At 71.5% G+C, this 18231-nt stretch carries 20 protein-coding genes; 9 read left to right on the forward strand and 11 right to left on the reverse strand.

Annotation, left to right across the window (positions count from 1 at the left end; translation table 11 throughout):
• Positions 1 to 178: 178 nt before the first annotated feature.
• Complete coding sequence (locus AC07DU_RS08930; protein WP_479027097.1) at positions 179 to 940, reverse strand: SDR family oxidoreductase; 762 nt, start codon at positions 938 to 940, stop codon at positions 179 to 181.
• A gap of 83 nt (positions 941 to 1023) precedes the next feature.
• Between AC07DU_RS08930 and AC07DU_RS08935 the strand changes: the two genes are divergently transcribed.
• Together AC07DU_RS08935 and AC07DU_RS08940 are read left to right on the forward strand one after the other, a co-directional pair.
• Positions 1024 to 1620 carry a TetR/AcrR family transcriptional regulator gene (locus AC07DU_RS08935; protein WP_360888170.1) on the forward strand — a complete coding sequence of 199 codons (597 nt, stop codon included), beginning with the start codon at positions 1024 to 1026 and terminating at the stop codon, positions 1618 to 1620.
• A 361-nt stretch (positions 1621 to 1981) separates the two neighbouring features.
• Complete coding sequence (locus AC07DU_RS08940) at positions 1982 to 3451, forward strand: sensor histidine kinase (protein ID WP_360888767.1); 1470 nt, start codon at positions 1982 to 1984, stop codon at positions 3449 to 3451.
• Positions 3452 to 3605: 154 nt separating this feature from the next.
• On the opposite strand, the gene AC07DU_RS08945 is transcribed toward AC07DU_RS08940, so the two are convergent.
• Positions 3606 to 3863, reverse strand: coding sequence for a WhiB family transcriptional regulator (locus AC07DU_RS08945; protein ID WP_003953983.1), 258 nt, complete (start codon positions 3861 to 3863; stop codon positions 3606 to 3608).
• A 318-nt stretch (positions 3864 to 4181) separates the two neighbouring features.
• Positions 4182 to 5147: a diacylglycerol/lipid kinase family protein gene (locus AC07DU_RS08950; protein ID WP_453373343.1), complete on the reverse strand. Its 966-nt coding sequence runs from the start codon at positions 5145 to 5147 to the stop codon at positions 4182 to 4184.
• Positions 5148 to 5391: 244 nt separating this feature from the next.
• Here AC07DU_RS08950 and AC07DU_RS08955 point away from each other — a divergent pair, with 244 nt between their 5' ends.
• The gene (locus AC07DU_RS08955; RefSeq protein ID WP_479110735.1) at positions 5392 to 5784 is read left to right on the forward strand and encodes a hypothetical protein; all 393 of its coding nucleotides are present in this window, start codon (positions 5392 to 5394) and stop codon (positions 5782 to 5784) included.
• 21 nt (positions 5785 to 5805) lie between these two features.
• Here AC07DU_RS08955 and AC07DU_RS08960 read toward each other — a convergent pair whose 3' ends face one another.
• From AC07DU_RS08960 to AC07DU_RS08970, 3 genes are all read right to left on the reverse strand, one after another.
• Positions 5806 to 6807 (reverse strand): RNA polymerase sigma factor SigF, encoded by a 1002-nt coding sequence (locus tag AC07DU_RS08960; RefSeq protein WP_453373360.1) that lies wholly within the window; start codon positions 6805 to 6807, stop codon positions 5806 to 5808.
• Positions 6808 to 6818: 11 nt separating this feature from the next.
• On the reverse strand, positions 6819 to 7232 hold the full coding sequence (locus tag AC07DU_RS08965) for an ATP-binding protein (protein ID WP_360888176.1): 414 nt from the start codon (positions 7230 to 7232) through the stop codon (positions 6819 to 6821).
• A gap of 213 nt (positions 7233 to 7445) precedes the next feature.
• On the reverse strand, positions 7446 to 7706 hold the full coding sequence (locus tag AC07DU_RS08970; RefSeq protein WP_360888179.1) for a UBP-type zinc finger domain-containing protein: 261 nt from the start codon (positions 7704 to 7706) through the stop codon (positions 7446 to 7448).
• 55 nt (positions 7707 to 7761) lie between these two features.
• Between AC07DU_RS08970 and AC07DU_RS08975 the strand changes: the two genes are divergently transcribed.
• Positions 7762 to 9342 (forward strand): Na+/H+ antiporter, encoded by a 1581-nt coding sequence (locus tag AC07DU_RS08975; RefSeq protein WP_453373345.1) that lies wholly within the window; start codon positions 7762 to 7764, stop codon positions 9340 to 9342.
• Positions 9343 to 9539: 197 nt separating this feature from the next.
• On the opposite strand, the gene AC07DU_RS08980 is transcribed toward AC07DU_RS08975, so the two are convergent.
• The 4 genes from AC07DU_RS08980 to AC07DU_RS08995 all read right to left on the reverse strand — a co-directional run bounded on the left by AC07DU_RS08980 (position 9540) and on the right by AC07DU_RS08995 (position 13131).
• Positions 9540 to 10490 (reverse strand): 1-aminocyclopropane-1-carboxylate deaminase/D-cysteine desulfhydrase, encoded by a 951-nt coding sequence (locus tag AC07DU_RS08980; RefSeq protein WP_479110462.1) that lies wholly within the window; start codon positions 10488 to 10490, stop codon positions 9540 to 9542.
• A gap of 120 nt (positions 10491 to 10610) precedes the next feature.
• Positions 10611 to 11201, reverse strand: a complete 591-nt coding sequence (locus tag AC07DU_RS08985; protein WP_360888188.1) for an N-acetylmuramoyl-L-alanine amidase — start codon at positions 11199 to 11201, stop codon at positions 10611 to 10613.
• A gap of 110 nt (positions 11202 to 11311) precedes the next feature.
• A complete protein-coding gene (locus tag AC07DU_RS08990; protein ID WP_479110464.1) occupies positions 11312 to 12481 on the reverse strand; it encodes a globin domain-containing protein in 1170 nt (389 codons plus the stop codon).
• A 161-nt stretch (positions 12482 to 12642) separates the two neighbouring features.
• Positions 12643 to 13131 carry an RrF2 family transcriptional regulator gene (locus AC07DU_RS08995; RefSeq protein WP_479031201.1) on the reverse strand — a complete coding sequence of 163 codons (489 nt, stop codon included), beginning with the start codon at positions 13129 to 13131 and terminating at the stop codon, positions 12643 to 12645.
• Between the two features lie 235 nt (positions 13132 to 13366).
• On the opposite strand from AC07DU_RS08995, the gene AC07DU_RS09000 reads away from it, so the two are divergent.
• The 5 genes from AC07DU_RS09000 (at position 13367) to AC07DU_RS09020 (ending at position 17539) form a co-directional block, all read left to right on the forward strand.
• The gene (locus tag AC07DU_RS09000; protein WP_360888198.1) at positions 13367 to 14773 is read left to right on the forward strand and encodes a family 2B encapsulin nanocompartment shell protein; all 1407 of its coding nucleotides are present in this window, start codon (positions 13367 to 13369) and stop codon (positions 14771 to 14773) included.
• Positions 14764 to 15822 (forward strand): family 2 encapsulin nanocompartment cargo protein polyprenyl transferase, encoded by a 1059-nt coding sequence (locus AC07DU_RS09005; protein WP_479110737.1) that lies wholly within the window; start codon positions 14764 to 14766, stop codon positions 15820 to 15822. Before AC07DU_RS09000 ends, AC07DU_RS09005 begins: the two co-directional genes overlap by 10 nt.
• 124 nt (positions 15823 to 15946) lie before the next feature.
• Positions 15947 to 16585, forward strand: coding sequence for a GNAT family N-acetyltransferase (locus tag AC07DU_RS09010; RefSeq protein ID WP_479110466.1), 639 nt, complete (start codon positions 15947 to 15949; stop codon positions 16583 to 16585).
• A 57-nt stretch (positions 16586 to 16642) separates the two neighbouring features.
• Positions 16643 to 17227: a dihydrofolate reductase family protein gene (locus AC07DU_RS09015; protein WP_479031194.1), complete on the forward strand. Its 585-nt coding sequence runs from the start codon at positions 16643 to 16645 to the stop codon at positions 17225 to 17227.
• Between the two features lie 48 nt (positions 17228 to 17275).
• The gene (locus AC07DU_RS09020) at positions 17276 to 17539 is read left to right on the forward strand and encodes a hypothetical protein (RefSeq protein ID WP_479110468.1); all 264 of its coding nucleotides are present in this window, start codon (positions 17276 to 17278) and stop codon (positions 17537 to 17539) included.
• Here the strand turns inward: AC07DU_RS09020 and snpA are convergent.
• The gene (gene snpA, locus AC07DU_RS09025) at positions 17536 to 18192 is read right to left on the reverse strand and encodes a snapalysin (protein WP_360888209.1); all 657 of its coding nucleotides are present in this window, start codon (positions 18190 to 18192) and stop codon (positions 17536 to 17538) included. The genes AC07DU_RS09020 and snpA overlap by 4 nt on opposite strands.
• Between the last annotated feature and the right edge of the window lie 39 nt (positions 18193 to 18231).

Genomic DNA, 18231 nt, shown 5'->3' on the forward strand with positions numbered 1-18231 from the left:
TCCAGACGAAGGCCGCTTCCGCGTACTGCGGTTACCGAACCGAGCGATCAAGTTCGATGCACCGTTCGACGCCGAAGGTTAAAGATCAAGCTAGGCGCTGTCGTCAAAGTCCCGCCTGGCCCGCGGTGCCCGACCGGCGCTACTTTGACGACAGCGCCTAGGCGGGTCCGCGGCTGCCTCAGATCAGCGCCAGCTGGAGGCCGCCCGTCGCGTCCAGGTGCTGGCCCGTCACCCAGCGGGAGTCCGCCGAGGCCAGGAAGGCCACCACGTCCGCGACCTCGCGCGCCGTGCCCACCCGGTGGAAGACGGACCGGGCGGCCAGGTGGGCCCGGGTCCCGGGGTCCTGGAGCAGGGCCGCGTTCAGGTCCGTCTCGGTGATCCCCGGACCCACCGAGTTCACGGTGATCCCGCGCGGAGCCAGTTCCGCGGCCAGCGAGCGCGTCAGCGCGTTCGCCGCCCCCTTCGCCATGACCGTCGCCAGGATCGCGGGCAGGGCGAGGTCCGGGGTGCCGGTCACGTTCACGATCCGGCCCCCGTCCCGCAGCCGCGCCAGGCCGTGCTTGATCACGAAGAACGGCGCCTTGGCGTTGAGCGCGTGCGCCCGGTCGTACATCTCCTCGTCGGTCTCCGCGATGCCGGCGAAAACCGCCGCCCCCGCGTTGTTGACCAGGACGTCCACGGCCTCGGTGTGCGCGGGATGGGCCTCGTACGCCGCCCAGAGCGCCCGGGCGTCGCCCGGGACCCCAAGCTCGGCACCGATGGCGAAGGCGCGCCCGCCGGCCGCCTCGATGGCGGCGACCGTTTCCTTCGCCGCCGCCTCGTTGCGTCCGTAGTGCACCGCCACGAGCGCGCCGTCCCGCGCCAGCCGCTCGGCCACGGCCCGCCCGATCCCCCGGCTGCCGCCCGTGACCAGCGCCGTCTTCCCCTTGAGCACGCCCATGACGCGCCCCCCTCCGCAATCAGTAGTGGTCGCTACAGAAAGGACCGTATCAGATTCCCTAACGCCCGCTATAGAATCTGCCCATGGTGACCGGACAGCGCGGCAGACCCCGCTCCTTCGACCGTGACGCCGCCCTCGACAAGGCGATGACCGCCTTCTGGGAGCGCGGTTACGAGGCGACGTCCATCTCCGACCTGACCTCCTCGATCGGGATCAGCGCCCCCAGCCTCTACGCGGCCTTCGGCGACAAGCGCACCCTCTTCGGCGAGGTCGTCGCGGTGTACGGGAGCCGCTACGCGGACTTCGTGAGCGTGGCGTTCGCCGAGGAGCCCACCGCCCGGGCGGCCCTGGACCGCATCCTGCGCGAGGCGGCGGAGATCTACACCGACCCGGCCCACCCGCCGGGCTGCATGGTGATCAGCGCGGCGGTCAACACCACCTCCGATGAGGTGGCGCAGGCGCTGCGCGAACGGCGCACGGCGAACCTGGAGCTGTTCGCGAGCCGGATCCGGGCCGACGTGGCCGCGGGCGCGCTGCCCGCGGACACCGACGCGTGGGCGCTGGCCCGTTATTTCGGAGCGGTGCTCCAGGGGATGTCCCAGCAGTCGCGCGACGGGGCGAGCCGGGAAGAGCTGGAGGCGGTCGCGGCGCTGGCCCTGCGGGCCTGGCCGACGACATAGGGGGAGCGGGCCCGAGATTCCTCTGGGCCACGGTGCAAGGCGGGACCCTCGACCCGCCCCGCACCGTAGCCCGGAGTACTTACGGCCGACAGGTGTGCGGTTCCCGACGGCCGGTGGGAGGTGCCAGCGCGGTCAGGGCAGAGCGCGCGGCTTACCTCGATCCGTCCTCCTGTGCGGGGAGGACGGAAGCTGTACCTCAATTGTGGACTAGACCATATTGTTCTGTCCATCCAATGACAGGGCCGAGAAACCCGTCACTTCCTCCAACAGTACGCGGAACGGCCCCCTCCTGGATACTCCTGAGTACAGTCGTGCGGAAAGTCATGGGGCGTACCCGGGGTACGCTCGCCACGTGCCCTCCATGAACGACCTCGTACGCCAGCACACCGCTCTCGGTGAAACCGACCTGGAGTGGCTCCACCTGCTGGTCTCGGAGTGGCAGCTGCTCTCCGACCTCTCCTTCGCCGACCTCGTGCTGTGGGTCCCCACCCTGGACGGGACCCGGTACGTCTCCGTCGCGCAGATGCGCCCGAACACCGGCCCCACCTCCTACCAGGACGACATGGTCGGCCACCTGGTGCCGCGCGGGCGCCGCCCCCTCCTGGACGCCGCCCTCGACGAGGGCCGGATCGTGCGCGAGGGCGACCCGGAGTGGCGCGAGGAAGTGCCGGTCCGCGTCGAGTCGATCCCCGTCCGCCGCGAGGGGCGGGTCCTGGGCGTGATCGCCCGCAACACCAACCTGCTCACGGTGCGCACCCCGAGCCGGCTGGAGCTGACCTACCTCCAGTCCGCCTCCGACCTGGCCCAGATGATCGCGGCGGGCTCCTTCCCGTTCCCCGGCCAGCAGGTCGACATGGACGCCTCCCCGCGCGTCGGGGACGGCCTGATCCGGCTCGACGCCGACGGCGTGGTCACGTACGCCTCGCCGAACGCGCTCTCCGCGTACCACCGCCTCGGCCTCGCCTCCGACCTGGTCGGACAGCACCTGGGCAACACCACCGCCGAACTCGCCCCCTCCCGCGGCCCGGTGGACGAGGCGCTGGTCAAGCTCGCCAGCGGCTGGGCCCCGCGGGAGACGGAGGTCGACGGCAACGGCGGGGTCATCCAGCTGCGCGCCATCCCGCTGAAGCCGAAGGGGACCCGGATCGGTTCCCTGGTGCTCTGCCGCGACGTGACCGAACTGCGCCGCCGCGAACGAGAATTGATCACCAAGGACGCGACCATCCGGGAGATCCACCACCGGGTGAAGAACAACCTCCAGACCGTGGCCGCGCTCCTGCGGCTGCAGTCCCGCCGCATGGACTCGCCCCAGGGCCGCGAGGCGCTCAACGAGGCCGTGCGCCGGGTCGGTTCGATCGCGATCGTTCATGAGACGCTGTCTCAGAACCTGGACGAGCGGGTCGAGTTCGACGAGATCGCCGACCGGGTGATCGCGATGGTCTCGGAGATCTCGCCCGGCAAGGTCGACTGCCGGCGCACCGGCCGCTTCGGAATCCTGGACGCGGAGGTCGCCACCCCGCTGTCGATGGTGCTGACCGAGATCCTCCAGAACGCCCTGGAGCACGCCTTCACCCAGGGCGAGCGGGGCACCGTCGAGGTGGCCGCGACCCGCACCGGCACCGGCCGCACCGACGGCCGCCTGATGATCACCGTGCTCGACGACGGCAGCGGCCTGCCCGAGGGGTTCGACCCCCAGCGCGCTGGGAATCTCGGCCTGCAGATCGTGCGGACCCTCGTGGAGGGGGAGCTCGGCGGCACGTTCGACATGGTCCGGGCGCAGCCGCGCGGCACCAAGGTCGTCCTGGACATCCCGTCCAGCCCGCAGAAGTAGCCGCGCCCCGGCCGCCCCGTCACTCAGCGTGACGCAAGGCGCCCCGCACAGCACTGAGCCCCGGACCGAATGGTGATCGGTCCGGGGCTCAAGAGCACGTTGCTGAGCGCTTGTACGGTTCTACGCGCTGCGCGTCGAGGCTCGAAAGTCGTTGTCAGGCGCTGGCGTTGCGCGCCCGGTTGCGAGCGGCGCGGCGCTTCATCGCGCGGCGCTCGTCCTCGCTGAGACCGCCCCAGACGCCGGAGTCCTGACCGGACTCGAGCGCCCACTGCAGGCACTGCTCCATGACGGGGCAGCGGCGGCAGACGGCCTTGGCTTCCTCGATCTGCAGCAGCGCAGGACCGGTGTTGCCGATGGGGAAGAACAGCTCGGGGTCTTCCTCACGACAAACGGCGTTGTGACGCCAGTCCATGGCTGCTACCTCTCTTGTGTGACATGCACGTTGCTTGTGAATGTGAACGCTTTCACGAATCCCTCCGCGAGGGAAGGGCCGACGCCCAGTCGCCTGGTGCGGTCCGAAGATTCGTGGTGGGGTTCTGGCGGTCTGAGTGGGTGCCGGTTCTGCGGGCTGTCCCGATCGCCATGAAGAGATTCGCAAACCTCGGACGGGGATACAACCCCTTCCGGAAAGTTTTTTTTGATTCGTCGGTGTCTACTAGGTCACAGCCCTACATCGTGAGGGTGGACCGGCGTGTAAACGTTCGAGTGAAAGGCCTTTTGGCCCTTCCGCTCACACAATCACACGCAGTGCACGGCGTACGCCTGTGAACCGAACGCTGGTCCGCAGTCCGAGGTGGTCGCCGTCCATCTGGAACGGAAGGGGAACCTTGGAATGCAAGGTGAAGTCGGTCAGATCGTGTAGAGACACCGCGTGCTTCCCGTGTGGACCGCGCTCAGGAGTGGAGGTCAGCAGCTGTGTCGCGTACCGGGCGACGGCTGGAGTTGACAAACGGTCCAGGGCCAATACGTCAAGCGCGGTATCGAACGACGCCTCCGGTGAGGCGTAAAGCGGACGATTGCCCAGATACGTCCACGGTGAGGTGTTGCACACTATGGACAGCACCAGGTCCCTCACCGGATCCGCGCCCGGGCGCTCCAGCGTGACCGTGCCGTGCCGGCGGTTCGGTTCCTCCCAGAACTGCCGCATGAGCTGACGTACGTAGAGGGCGTGCGTCGAACGTTTGCCGCGTTCGCGCTGTTGTTCGACCCTGCCCACCACGCCCGCGTCGAAGCCGAAGCCCGCGCAGAAGGTGAACCAGCGCGCCGGGACCGACTCGTCCTCCGTGCCCGGGGTGCCCGCCGCCAGTCCCAGGCCCACCGTCCGCTCGCGCTGCTCGCGCAACGCGTCCAGCAGCGCCCCGGTCGCCTCGACCGCGTCGTTGGGCAGGCCGAGTGCCCGGGCGAACACGTTGGTGGAGCCGCCGGGGACCACCGCCAGCCGCGGCAGCCGGTCCGGATCGGGGCCGTCGTGCAGGAGCCCGTTGACCACCTCGTTGACGGTGCCGTCGCCACCGAGGGCGACGACGAGGTCCAGCCCCTCGTGCGCGGCCTTGCGTCCCAGGTCCCGCGCGTGCCCGCGGTACTCGGTGGTCACCGCCTCCAGCTTCATCTCGCTGGCCAGGGCATGGGTCAGGACGTCACGCGTGCGCGCACTGGTGGTGGTCGCTGCTGGGTTGGCCACGAGGAGTGCACGCATGAGCGCCAGCCTACCCAGCCCGTCCACCGGCATCGAATGCCGACCCTCCTGCCCGTCCCCTCCGGGGGCCGGGGTGCGCCGCTACCCTGCTGGAGTGAGTAAGAAGAAGCCCGCGAAGGTCTCCCGCCCCGCCGGACGCGCCACCGGACCGGCCGTCGAGCGCGCCACCGCCGAGCGCGCCACCACTGAGCGCGCCACCACTGAGCGCGCCGCCGCCGAGCGTCCCGCCGCCGAGCGCGCCGCGCTGCCCGGCCGACTGACCGGCGCCGCCGCGCTCACCGCGCTCGAAGGCCTGGCCCTGGCCGGCCTCGGGGTCTACATGCTCTTCGTGGGCATCGCGGGCGACGCGGACTCCCCGCAGCAGGCCGAGACGGGCGGGATCACCCTGCTCGCGCTCGCCGCGCTGCCGCTGATCGCCGCCCGCGGGCTGCGCCTGGGCCGCCGCTGGAGCCGCGGTCCGGCGCTGATCACCCAGCTGATGGCGCTGCCCGTCGCCTGGACCCTCTACACCACCGGCGGGGCGATGACCGCCGCCGCCGCGGCCCTGGCCCTGGCCGCGGCGGCCGTCGTAGCGCTCCTGGTGAACCCGACGGCGACCGAGGCTCTCGGGATCGGCCCCGGGGAGCAGGCTCGCTAGAGCCTGACCCCTCCTGCGTTCCTACTCCTCCACCAGGAGCTTCTCGCGGAGCTGGGCCAGGGTGCGGGCCAGCAGACGCGAGACGTGCATCTGGGAGATGCCGACCTCCTGCGCGATCTGCGACTGGGTCATGTTGCCGAAGAACCGAAGCAGCAGGATCCGCTTCTCCCGCGGTGGCAGCCCCTCCAGCAGGGGCTTGAGGGACTCGCGGTACTCGACGCCCTCCAGGGCCTCGTCCTCCGCGCCCAGGGTGTCCGCGACCGCCGGCGACTCGTCGTCGGTGTCGGGGACGTCCAGGGACAGCGTGCTGTAGGCGTTCGCCGATTCCAGCCCCTCCAGCACCTCCTCCTCGGAGATCCCCAGCCGTTCGGCCAGCTCGTGCACCGTGGGGGAGCGGCCGTGCTGCTGCGACAGCTCCGCCGTGGCCGTCGTCAGCGACAGCCGCAGCTCCTGCAGGCGCCGGGGCACCCGCACCGCCCAGCCCTTGTCACGGAAGTGGCGCTTGATCTCGCCGACCACCGTGGGCGTGGCGTAGGTGGAGAACTCGACCCCGCGGTCGGGGTCGAAGCGGTCCACCGACTTGATGAGGCCGATGGTCGCGACCTGGGTCAGGTCGTCCAGCGGCTCACCGCGGTTGCGGAAGCGCCGCGCCAGGTGTTCGACCAGAGGCAGGTGCATCCGTACGAGCCGGTTGCGCAGCTCCGCCTTCTCCGGCGACCCGTCGGGCAGGGCCCGCAGCTCGATGAAGAGGGCCCGCGCACCACTGCGGTCGCGCGGGTCCGGCAGCGCCGGCGTCACCGGGAACACCGCCGCAGGCACCGCCGGGGCCGGCGGCGCAGCCTGCGGTGGCTGTGCTTGGTCGTGCTGGTTCTCGCTCATAGGGCCCGCCCGTCGCTCCGCCGAGTCCAAAAAGCCGTCTTCCGCATCCGCGTCAGCCGGGTGCGGCCGGGCGTGCTGCTGTTCCGGGATGCCGCCGTCGACCTCGTGCCGTACCGGGGGCCGATCCCCGCCCCGCACCGGGATCTCCCCGCCGCTCACGCCGGGCCTGGTCCCGCGCCGCGCTGTTTGTAGAGGCTGATGCTCACTGTCTTGTTCTCCTCGACCGTGGCCTCGACCTTGCCGGCCAGCGCCGACAGGACGGTCCACGCGAACGTGTCACGCTCCGGCGCGCGCCCGTCCGTGGTCGGTGCCGAGACGGTCACCTCCAGCGAATCCTCGATCAGCCGGAAGACGCAGCTGAGGACGGAGCCCGGCACGGCCTGCTGGAGCAGGATCGCGCAGGCCTCGTCCACCGCGATGCGGAGGTCCTCGATCTCGTCGAGGGTGAAGTCCAAACGTGCTGCGAGACCGGCCGTGGCCGTCCGCAGCACCGACAGGTAGGCACCCGCAGCGGGCAGCCGGACTTCCACGAAGTCCTGAGTCCCGGGCTCGCCTGCGATCTGGGACACCCTCACCTCCAAGGTGGTACGAGCTCTGTTCGCCGGTGACGCTATCGCGATCCGGGCGATCGTGTCGCGGCACCCCTCGTGGCACCCGCTGGGAGCGCCCGGCCAGCCATGCCTCTACCCAGTGACTGATGGTAAGCCCATGGGTACGCACAGTGGCTAGGGGTCGGCGAGGATCAAATCGGGGGAGCCGGCGGAGGGTTGACCTACCCCGCCTCAGACGATCGAACCGTCGACAAAACACCACCGCCAGGTCTCGCCCGGCTCGAAGCTCCGCATCACGGGATGCCCGGTCTCCCTGTGGTGCGCGCTGGCGTGCCGGTGGGGCGAGGAATCGCAGCAGGCCACGTGCCCGCACGCCAGGCACATCCGCAGCTGCACGGGGTGGCTGCCGAGTGCCAGACATTCAGGGCAGGTCTGGGCAGACGGGACCGGCTCGGGGCGCGGCAGTTCGGCAACGTGGGTGCACTCGCTCATGATGGCCAGCGTACGACCAGGGTGCGGGCGCGCGACGACTGAGGACGGATCTTCGATGGAGGTATTGCCGCTGGTGGCGCTGGTCGCGGGCAGCGCGGCCGTCGCCGGGCTGGCGCGGCGGACACCGGTGCCCGCTCCGCTGCTGCTGGTCGCGGCCGGTCTGATGGCCGCGTACGTGCCGGGCGTGCCCGCGTACACGCTGGACCCGCACATCGTGCTGCCGCTGCTGCTTCCGCCGCTGCTGCACACGGCCGCCGTGGACAGCTCGTACCTGGACCTGCGCGCGAACGCCCGGCCGATCGCGATGCTCTCGGTCGGCTACGTGCTCTTCGCGACGCTCGCCGTCGGATACGCGACGTACCTGGTGGTGCCGGGTCTGACGGTGCCGGTGGCGCTGGTCCTCGGCGCGGTGATCGCCCCGCCCGACGCGGTCGCCGCCACCGCCATCGCCCGCAGGCTCGGGCTGCCGAACCGCATGACGACCATCCTGCAGGGCGAGTCCCTGGTGAACGATGCCACCGCGATCACCGCGTACAAGGTGGCGCTGGCGGCGGCGATAGGGGTGAGCGCCGGCTGGGCGGGCGGGATCGTGGAGTTCCTGCTGGCCTCGGTCGGCGGGATCGGCGTGGGCCTGCTGCTGATGGTCCCCATCCACCAGCTGCGCAAGCGGATGCGGGAGCCCCTGCTCCAGAACACCCTCTCGCTGCTGATCCCCTTCGTGGCGTACGCGGCGGCCGAGCGGGTGCACGCCTCCGGAGTGCTGGCGGTGGTCGTCGTCGCGCTGTACCTCGGGCACCGGAACTGGCAGGTCGACTTCGCCACCCGGCTCCAGGAGGAGGCGGTGTGGAAGATGGTCTCCTTCGCGCTGGAGTCGGTGGTCTTCGCGCTGATCGGACTCCAGCTGCCGGTGGTCCTGAAGGGGCTGGGGGAGTACGAGGGCCTGCACGCGGCCTGGTACGCGACCGCCGTGTTCCTCGCGGTGGTGGTGGCGCGGTTCCTGTGGGTGTTCCCGGCGACCTTCGTGCCGCGCTGGGTGTCGGAGCGGATCCGCAGGCGCGAGCCGGACACCGACTGGAAGGCCCCGGTGATCGTGGGGTGGGCCGGGATGCGGGGCGTGGTCTCGCTGGCCATCGCCTTCTCGGTGCCGATCGACGTGCCGCACCGCAATCTGATCCTCTTCCTGACCTTCACGACGGTCATCGGGACGCTGGTGGTGCAGGGGCTGACGCTGCCCCCGCTGATCAGGGCGCTGGAGCTGCCGCCGAAGGACGTCCAGGCGGAGACGCTGGCGGAGGCGCAGGCGCAGAGCGAGGCCTCGCGGGCGGCGGAGGAACGGCTGGCGGAACTGCTGGAGGAACCGGAGAACAGCACCCTGCCCCCGCCGCTGGCGGACCGGCTGCGGACGGTGCTGGAACGGCGGCGCAACGCGGTGTGGGAACGGCTGGGCGAGGTCAACCCGGTGACGGGGGAGTCGGCGGACGACGTCTACCGGCGCCTCGCGCGGGAGATGATCGAGGCGGAGCGGGAGGTCTTCGTCGCGCTGCGAGACCGGCGGCGCATCGACGACGAGATGCTCCGGGCGCTGTTGCGCAGGCTGGACCTGGAGGAGGCGGCGGCCTACCGCGAGGAGGGCTGAGGGGGCGGCTAGGCCGTCTCTTCCGGATCTTGCCGGGCCCGCGCCGCCCGGCACCGCACCTCGCCGCGTTGTCGGGACGCCTGAGTACGGCCAGTACTCGGGCGCCCCTCCGCCTTGCGATGCACGGCACCGGACGACGCGGGCTCAACCGACAAGATCCGAAAGAGACGACCTAGGACTGCGGCCACGGATGGGGGCTACGGCCGGCCGGTGACGACGGCGGCCAGGGTGGTGCCCCGCGGGAAGGCCCCGGAGGCGGTGAGCTCGGTCAGCGCCCACAGCAGCTTGGCGACGTAGACCCGCTCGACCGGGAGGCCGTGGCGGTCCTCGAACCCGGCGGCGAAGGCGTCGAGAGCGGCTGGGACACGGGCGTAGCCGCCGTGGTGGAAGTCCTCCGCCAGCGTCCAGTCGCCGGCCGGTCCCCCGAAGGCGGCCAGCTGGAGGGCCCGTATCTCCGCGGCCAGGAACCCGCCCGCCAGGACCGGTACGCCCAGCGCCCGCTGCCCCGGGCCCAGCCCGGCCGCCAGGCCCGCCAGGGTCCCGCCGGTCCCACAGGCGACCGCCACCACGTCGGCCGCGCCCCGCAGCTCGCGGCCGAGCTCGGCGCAGCCGTGCAGCGCGAGGGCGTTGCTGCCGCCCTCGGGGACCACGTACGCCCCCTCGGCCCCGGCCTCCCGCACCAGCCCCGCCAGCACCTGCGGATCGGCCTTGCGGCGGTACTGCGACCGGGACGCGAAGTGCAGCCGCATCCCGTCGGCCGCGCACCGGGCGAGCGAGTCGTTGAGAGGCCGCCCGGCCAGCTCGTCCCCGCGCACGACGCCGACGGTCCGCAGGCCGAGCAGCCGCCCGGCGGCGGCGGTGGCCCGCAGGTGGTTCGAGTACGCCCCACCGAAGGTGAGGAGGCACTCCCGCCCCTCGGCCACGGCGGCCCGCAGGTTCGGCGCGAGCTTGCGCCACTTGTTCCCCGGAGGGTGCAGCTCCACCGGCCCGAGGAGGGCCGCGTCCCACGGGACGGTGGTGTGGATCAGGTCGTCCCGCTTCAGCAGCAACCGGACGCCGTGCCGCTCGAACCCGTCGTCGCGGATCTCCTGCAACGGGGACGGCGGACGCGGCTGCAGGAGCACGTCAACGTGCGCGGAACGCTTCACCCGCCCATTGTGCGACGCCCCGCCCCTTCAGCCGCACGTCAGAGCCCCGCCCACACCGACACCTCGCTGGGCGGACGGCTCAGGGGGAGGCGCGGCCGGTCCGGGCGGAGCGCGGGGCGGTTAGTTCAGGCGTTCCGCGATGCGTGCGCGTAGGGAGTTCATCGTGAAGCCCTTCGGGTCGATCTTGCCCGGCTGCCATTCGAGGTGGCCGATGACCGAGCGGGAGGTCCAGGCGTGGACGCGGCAGACGGCCGCCGCCGCGCGGGTGATGGCTTCGAGCTGGACCGCCGGCCAGGGGTCCTTGCCGTCGCCGAGGTTCTCGCACTCGAAGCCGTAGAAGTGGCGGTTGCCGTCGGTGTCGGCCTCGTTGTCCGGGGGGAGGCGCCTCTCCGCGATGACCGCGGCCAGGACGTCCGAGTCGCCGGCGCCCGCGTGGTTGGCGCGGCCGTAGCCGACCAGGTGGACGCGGCCGTCCTTGGCGATCACGCCGTGGCACAGGGGGCCCGGCAGGCCTTCGTGGCCCTCGCGGCAGAGCTGGACGGTGTGCGGGGTGCCGTGGGTGACGGTGTGGTGGATCATCACCCCGTGTACGGGGCCCCACGGGCCCTTGTGGTTGCGGTTGTGGGTGCGCCAGGCGCCGACCTCGACGACGGTGAGACCCTCGTTGCGCAGTGCGTTGATGAACCGGTCCGCGGACATGGGTGCGGCCATGGCCGCCTCCTTCGGTGCGGTGCGCAGCGGACACCCTGTGTGTCCGTCGCGTCACGCTCCGGTTTAGTGGAGGCGACCCTTCCGCCGCTAGGGCGATATCCGGCCACTCGTCATGCGGAGGCCAGCCACAGGTCCGGCCCGAACACCTCGTAGTGGATGTCGGCGGCCGGCACGCCCTTGGCGACCAGCTGCTCGCGGACGGCGCGCATGAAGGGGAGCGGGCCGCAGAGGTAGGCCCGGGTGCCGGGCGCCACCGGGACGGCAGTGAGGTCCATGAGGCCGGAGCCGTCGCCCGGCTCCGCCGCCTCCTCGTACCAGAATCGGGCCGAGGCGTCGGCCAGTTTGTGCGTCAGGGCCCGGTGGTCGCCGCGCAGCGCGTGAGCGGCGGGGGAGCGGTCGGCGTGCAGGACCGTCACCGGGGCGGCGTGCCCGCGGTCGGCCAGGTCCTCCAGCATCGACAGCATCGGGGTGCAGCCGATGCCGGCCGAGGCGAGCAGGAGCGGCGCCTCGCAGTCCGCCAGGACCAGGTCGCCGTACGGGGCCGAGACCCGCACGGTGTCACCGGCGTGGACGTGGGCGTGCAGGTGGGTGGAGACCTCGCCGTCCCGCTTGACGGTGATCGCGCGAACCGGGGAGCCGGGGGAGGTGGAGAGGCTGTACTGGCGGATCTGGCGCGCCCCGTCCGGGAGTTCGACCTGCACCGAGACGTACTGGCCCGCCTTGAAGGCGGGGGCCGGTGCGCCGTCGGCGGGGACCATCCGGAAGGTGGTGCAGTCCGGTGTCTCCTCGACGCGGTCGCTGACCGTCCACTCCCGCCACACGTCCCCGGCGGTGACCCGCTGTTCGGCGTAGAGGCGCTCCTCAAGGGCGATGAGGGCGTTGGCCATCAGCCAGTAGACCTCGTCCCAGGCCCGGGCCACCTCGGGGGTGACGGCCTCGCCGAGGATCTCGGCGATCGCCGCGAAGAGGTGCTGGTGGACGACCGGGTACTGCTCGCGGGTGACGCCGAGGCTGGCGTGCTTGTGGGCGATGCGGGTCAGCATGACGTCGGGCCGCGTGTCCGGGTGCTCGACGAGGTGGGTGGCGAAGGCGGCGATCGACCCGGCGAGGGCTTGCTTCTGGAGGCCGGCGTTCTGGTTGCCCCGGTTGAACAGGTCCCGGAGCAGCTCGGGGTGGGCGGCGAACAGCTTCGCGTAGAAGAGCTCGGCGATGTCGCCGATCGCGGCGCCCACGGCGGGCAGGCTGGCTCGTACGGTCGCCGTCGACTTCTCGGAAAGCATCTGGAGCTCCTTGCGTGATCTACTACTGAATTGGAATCTGGGATGCGTATTTTTGGGCGGAGGAGAGGCCCTCGGTCATACGGACTTGCGTTCGATCCCCGGGACGGTTCGGCCCTAGGGGCGCGGACAGCCGACGGGAACCGGCCATCCGGCCCCCGGGGTCAGGGCCCTTCGGCCCTCGACCGCGCCGGGCTGCCCGGGCTACCGGTACCGCCGGAAACGCCGCTCGAAATGCCCAGCAGGAGCGGCCCCGTCGGGGACGCCACCAGGTCGTTCACCGTCAGCGGGTCCAAGGTGGCGAAGAAGGCCTCCTGGGCCCGGCGTAGGGCGCTGCGCAGCAGGCAGGCGCCGCGCAGGGGGCACGGGGTGGTGCCGTCGCAGTCCACGACGTCGCCCGCGCCCTCCAGTTCGCGCACCACCCCGCCCACCGAGGCGGCCCGCCCCGCGGGCGTCAGGGTGAGCCCGCCTCCGCGGCCGCGCCGGGCCTCGACCAGCCCGAGATGCTGCAGCCTGGCCACCACCTTGGCGGTGTGCGTGTAGGGGACCTCCATGGTCGCCGCCACGTCGCGCGTCGTCGGGGGGTCCGTCCGCACGACGGCCAGGCGCATCAGGACGCGCAGCGCCAGGTCGGTGAATCGGGTCAGCCGCATGGGCTCACCGTAGAGAAATTTGCATCCGTCATGCAAATTAAAACGCCCGCGGCGACGGCTTGGCTGGAAGTGGCGGGGCGGCGTGGGGCGCAAGGGGCGGGTGGGACGGGAGGTGACCCCAAAGAGTGCCCCTTACTCGGACGGAGTAGTCCCACCCTTTTGTGTAATGGTCCCACCACGTACCGTGCTGAAACGCTGGTCCCGCAGATCCATGGAGTGATCGAAAGGGAAATACATGTCGGTCCAGGCAGGTTCCGAATCCGAGGCCCAGGCACCGCAGCGCAGTCTTGGGACATCGGCCGCGCGGAACTTGGCAACCACGACCAAGTCCGTGCCGCAGATGCAGGAGATCACCTCGCGGTGGCTCCTCAAGATGCTGCCGTGGGTGTCCGTGCAGGGCGGCACGTACCGCGTCAACCGCCGGCTCAGCTACTCCGTCGGCAACGGCGTCGTCGAGTTCATCAAAACCGGGACCCAGGTCCAGGTCATCCCCGCCGAGCTCGGCGAGCTGCCGTACCTGCGCGACTACGAGGACGAGGAAGTCCTCACGGAACTCGCCCAGAGGTGCCGCCAGATCGACTTCGAGGCCGGCCAGGAGCTCACCTCCTTCGGCAGCCCCTCGGACCAGGTGTTCCTCCTCGCCCACGGCCGCATCGACCAGATCGGCCCCGGCCCCTACGGGGACGACGCCGTCCTGCGGACCGTCGCCGACGGCGCCTTCTTCGGGGAGGACTCCCTCGTCGATGCAGAATCGATTTGGGAGTACACCGCCCGCGCCGCCACCTCCGGCACCGCCCTTGTCCTGACCCGTCAGGACTTCCAGCTGCTCGCCGACCGGGTCGACTCGCTGCGCGAGCACCTGGAACACGTACGGACGCTGCCCGCCCAGCGGACCAACAAGTACGGCGAGGCCGCCATCGACCTCTCCGCCGGCCACGAGGGCGAGGCCGTCCTGCCCGGCACCTTCGTGGACTACGAGGCCCGCCCGCGCGAGTACGAACTCTCCATCGCGCAGACGGTCCTGCGGGTGCACACCCGCGTCGCCGACCTGTACAACCAGCCGATGAACCAGACCGAGCAGCAGTTGCGGCTCACGGTCGAGGCGCTGCGCGAGCGCCAGGAGCACGAGATGCTCAACAACCGCGACTTCGGCCTGCTCCACAACGCCGACTACGACCAGCGCATCCAGCCGCACGACGGCGCGCCCACCCCCGACGACATGGACCAGCTGCTCAGCATGCGGCGCGGATCCAAGCTCTTCCTCGCCCACCCCAAGGCCATCGCCGCCTTCGGCCGTGAGTGCAACAAGCGCGGGCTCTACCCGGAGGCGGTGGAGATCGGCGGCCACCGCGTGCCGTCCTGGCGCGGCGTGCCGATCTTCCCCAGCAACAAGATCCCGATCAGTGACGCCCGCACCACGTCCATCCTGTGCATGCGCACCGGCGAGGACGAGCAGGGCGTGATCGGCCTGCACCAGCCGGGCATCCCGGACGAGATCGAGCCGAGCCTGTCGGTCCGCTTCATGGGGATCAGCGAGCAGGCGATCATCTCGTACCTGGTCACCGCGTACTTCTCCGCCGCGGTGCTGGTGCCGGACGCGCTCGGCGTGCTGGAGAACGTCGAGATCGGCCGCTGGCGCTGAGTGCGGTGAACGCCATCGCGACCGGCGAGGGCCAGGAGGCCGCGGCCCTGCTGGAACGGACGAGGGAAACGGTCAACCCGCAACTGCGCAGGACGGTCGAGAGCCTGCCCGCTGCGATGCGGCGCGTGGCGATGTACCACTTCGGCTGGGAGCGCGCGGACGGCACCCCGGCCTCGGGCAACGCCGGGAAGGCCATCCGCCCGGCCCTGGTCCTGGCCGCGGCCCAGGCCCTCCGAGGGCCGGGGGGCGGACGGGACGAGGAGGTGGTGCGGGCGGCTGCGGCCGTGGAGCTGGCGCACAACTTCACGCTGCTGCACGACGACGTCATCGACAAGGACGTCCGCAGGCGCGGCCGGGCCACCGCGTGGACCGTCTTCGGGACGGCGGACGCGATCATCGTGGGCGACGCCATGATGGCGCTCGCACTGCGGCTGCTCGCGGAGGATCCGCATCCGGCCGCGGCGGCGGCCTCGTCGCGGCTGGCGGCCTGCGTCATCGAGCTGTGCGCGGGCCAGCAGGCGGACTGTGCCTTCGAGCAGCGCGGGAACGTCTCGCTCGACGAGTGCCTGGCCATGGCCATGGCCAAGACCGGGGCGCTCCTGGGGTGCTCCTGCGCGCTGGGCGCGCTGTACGCGGGAGCCGGTCCGGAAGAGGTCGACGCCATGGACGCCTTCGGGCGGGAGGCCGGGCTGGCCTTCCAGCTGATCGACGACCTGATCGGCATCTGGGGGGACCCGGGGCACACCGGCAAGCCCGCCGGAGCCGATCTGATCGCCCGCAAGAAGTCCCTTCCGGTCGTGGCCGCCCTCACCTCGGGCACCGCGGCGGGGGAGGAACTGGCCGCCCTGTACGCCGGTCCCATGACGGGTGACGACGTGCGCAAGGCGGCCGACGCGGTGGACCGGGCCGGCGGGCGCGACTGGGCGCAGGCCCATGCCGCGGACCGGATGGGCCGGGCGGTGCAGCAGCTGTCCCGGGCCGTCGCCGACCTGGGGGCGGCGGGCGGGCTGCTGGCGCTGGCGGAGTTCGTGACGCGCCGCACGAGGTGAAGGCGTAACGGTACGGGGGAGGCCCGTTCCGGCACCGCACCGTGCCGGAACGGGCCTTACGCCGCTTCCGGCGCAACTCTAGGATCGCTTGCGGTGGTTGAGACGTGAGCGAAGGGTGTGAGCAGTGGCGCTGGAGATACGTCAGGCGGATCAGTCGGACCGGGACGCGGTGGCCCGACTGCTCGACGAGGCCTTCCGCGCCGACCCGGTGAGCTGCTGGGTCTTCCCGGACCCCGACCACCGGGCCGCCGTGCACGGCAAGTTCCTCGGGGTGTTCGTGGACGTGGCGCTCGCCGAGGGCCGCATCGACTACGCGGCGGACGGTTCGGCGGCGGCCCTGTGGCTGCGGATCCCGGCGGGCGATCCGGACGCGGAGCCCGCCGAGGACGAGGTGCCGGCCAGGATGCGGGAGGCGGCCGACCCCGACAACGAGCGGTGCGAGCTGGTCGGCCGGCTGACGGGCGCGGTGCACCCGACGGCCGAGGAGCACGAGTACCTGCTGATGATCGCGGTCGACCCGGCCCGGCAGGGGGAGGGGCTGGGCACCGAGCTGATGCGGCCCGTGCTGGAGCGCTGCGACCGCGAGGGCCTGGCGGCGTACCTGGAGGCGAGCAGCGAGCGCAGCAAGGAGCTGTACGAGCGGCTCGGCTGGGAGTTCACGGGCGAGGCGGTGCGGCTGCCCGAGGGGCCCCTGATGTGGCCGATGTGGCGCAAGCCCCAGGCCCGTCCCGAACACGAGGCCTTGCACAACCACTTCAGCTGAAGTACTTTACCTGGCGTGCCCGCGGTGCGCGGGCGCCGCCGGACGGAAGAGAATCGCTTGCGCAAGCTCACGTACTTCATCGCCACGTCGGTCGACGGCTTCATCGGGGCCCCGAACGGCGACGGTGATTTCTTCTACGCCCACCTCGACCGCGAGTTCATCGACTTCCTCAAGGCCGAGTACCCGGAGACCATCTCCTCCCAGGGCCGCGCCCAGCTCGGCATCGAGGACGCCGAGCCCAAGCACTTCGACGCGGTCCTGATGGGGCGGGGCACCTACGAGCCGGGCCTGAAGCAGGGCGCCACCAGCCCCTACGGGCACCTGCCCGAGCAGTACGTCGTCTCGCGCTCCCTCGCCGCCCCGCCGGACCCGCAGGTGCGGCTGATCAGCGGGGACGTGGCGGCCGAGGTCCGCGCGCTCAAGGCCCGGGACGGGCTCGGCATCTGGCTGTGCGGCGGGGCGGACCTCGCCACCCAGCTGATCGACGAGATCGACGAGTTCATCGTCAAGACCTACCCGGTCTTCGCGGGCACCGGCATGCCGATGACCCGGGCCGGTTTCGGCGCCCGCCCCCTGGAGCTCACCGGGGTCAAGGCCCTCGGCGGCGGCCAGATCGTCACCACGTACGCCGTCACGCGCTGACGGCGCACGGACCCGCCGAAACGGGCGAAACCGACCTACCGTGGAGGTATGGCCGGTGAACAGCAGCAGCACGCACACGGGGCGCACGCGCACGGGCGACACGGGCGCGAGGAGCACGAGCACCAGCACGAGACGGTCGCCCCGCAGGCCGGGCACGAACAGCAGACGTGCCCGGCCTGTGGGCGCCCCGTCGAGACGATCGTCAAGCGGCGCAAGTCGCTCGGGATCTTCGTACCGGAATGGATGCCGGGCCCCTGCCGGAACCCGGACTGCCCGCGGTACGACGTCTCCGCGGAGAGCGGGCGGGCCTAGCCCTTCGTCCCCAGACCGGAGGCGGCGAACCCGTTGGCCCACAGCTGGTTGACGCGCGAGCGCTCGGTGGAGTTCGGCGTGGCGTTCGTGCACGAGGTGCCCGGGCCGCCACCCGACATCAGCTCACTGCACGGGCCCGAGTAGTGGTCCGGCAGGCCCAGCACGTGGCCGGTCTCGTGCGAGGTCACCCGGGTGGAGTTGTAGATCTGGTTCTGCTGGTAGTCGAGGAAGATGTAACCCCGGCCGTGCCCGTCCGTGCTCGCGTACGAACCGCGTGAGTCATTGCCCTCGCGGTACGAGAAGTTCCCGCCGGTGGACACCTCCTGCAGCTTGACGTTGGTCACCGAGCTGTTCCAGATCTGCGTGGAACGGGCTATCTGGGTGCGGAAACTGGGCGCGTTGCGGGTGTTGTACGTGACGGTCACGGCCAGCAGGCCGGGGTTCGCCGCACGCTGCTCGGCCACCGAGCGCTGCACGGCCTCGAAGAAGGCGCGGTTGGCGGCCTCGTTCTCCTGGGAACGCTCGTACGCGGTGTAGCTGGCGGGGCTGCCGACGGGCGCCGGCGCGGCGCTGGCGGTGGGGACGATGCCGAGGGCGGCGGCGAGGCCGAGGCCGATGGTGGTGGCCAGCACGGCCTTACGGGAGTGGCGCATGTGGGGGAGCTCCTACTCGTCCGGTGCGGTGGGGGGTGG

The organism is Streptomyces sp. NPDC045695 (assembly GCF_056432025.1).

What these genes read in the sequence shown, in the direction of transcription:
- AC07DU_RS08930 (WP_479027097.1), bottom strand. Translation starts at nt 940, where the DNA reads ATGGGCGTGCTCAAGGGGAAGACGGCGCTGGTCACGGGCGGCAGCCGG.
- AC07DU_RS08935 (WP_360888170.1), top strand. Translation starts at nt 1,024, where the DNA reads ATGGTGACCGGACAGCGCGGCAGACCCCGCTCCTTCGACCGTGACGCC.
- AC07DU_RS08940 (WP_360888767.1), top strand. Translation starts at nt 1,982, where the DNA reads ATGAACGACCTCGTACGCCAGCACACCGCTCTCGGTGAAACCGACCTG.
- AC07DU_RS08945 (WP_003953983.1), bottom strand. Translation starts at nt 3,863, where the DNA reads ATGGACTGGCGTCACAACGCCGTTTGTCGTGAGGAAGACCCCGAGCTG.
- AC07DU_RS08950 (WP_453373343.1), bottom strand. Translation starts at nt 5,147, where the DNA reads ATGCGTGCACTCCTCGTGGCCAACCCAGCAGCGACCACCACCAGTGCG.
- AC07DU_RS08970 (WP_360888179.1), bottom strand. Translation starts at nt 7,706, where the DNA reads ATGAGCGAGTGCACCCACGTTGCCGAACTGCCGCGCCCCGAGCCGGTC.
- AC07DU_RS08975 (WP_453373345.1), top strand. Translation starts at nt 7,762, where the DNA reads ATGGAGGTATTGCCGCTGGTGGCGCTGGTCGCGGGCAGCGCGGCCGTC.
- AC07DU_RS08985 (WP_360888188.1), bottom strand. Translation starts at nt 11,201, where the DNA reads ATGGCCGCACCCATGTCCGCGGACCGGTTCATCAACGCACTGCGCAAC.
- AC07DU_RS08990 (WP_479110464.1), bottom strand. Translation starts at nt 12,481, where the DNA reads ATGCTTTCCGAGAAGTCGACGGCGACCGTACGAGCCAGCCTGCCCGCC.
- AC07DU_RS08995 (WP_479031201.1), bottom strand. Translation starts at nt 13,131, where the DNA reads ATGCGGCTGACCCGATTCACCGACCTGGCGCTGCGCGTCCTGATGCGC.
- AC07DU_RS09000 (WP_360888198.1), top strand. Translation starts at nt 13,367, where the DNA reads ATGTCGGTCCAGGCAGGTTCCGAATCCGAGGCCCAGGCACCGCAGCGC.
- AC07DU_RS09020 (WP_479110468.1), top strand. Translation starts at nt 17,276, where the DNA reads ATGGCCGGTGAACAGCAGCAGCACGCACACGGGGCGCACGCGCACGGG.
- snpA (WP_360888209.1), bottom strand. Translation starts at nt 18,192, where the DNA reads ATGCGCCACTCCCGTAAGGCCGTGCTGGCCACCACCATCGGCCTCGGC.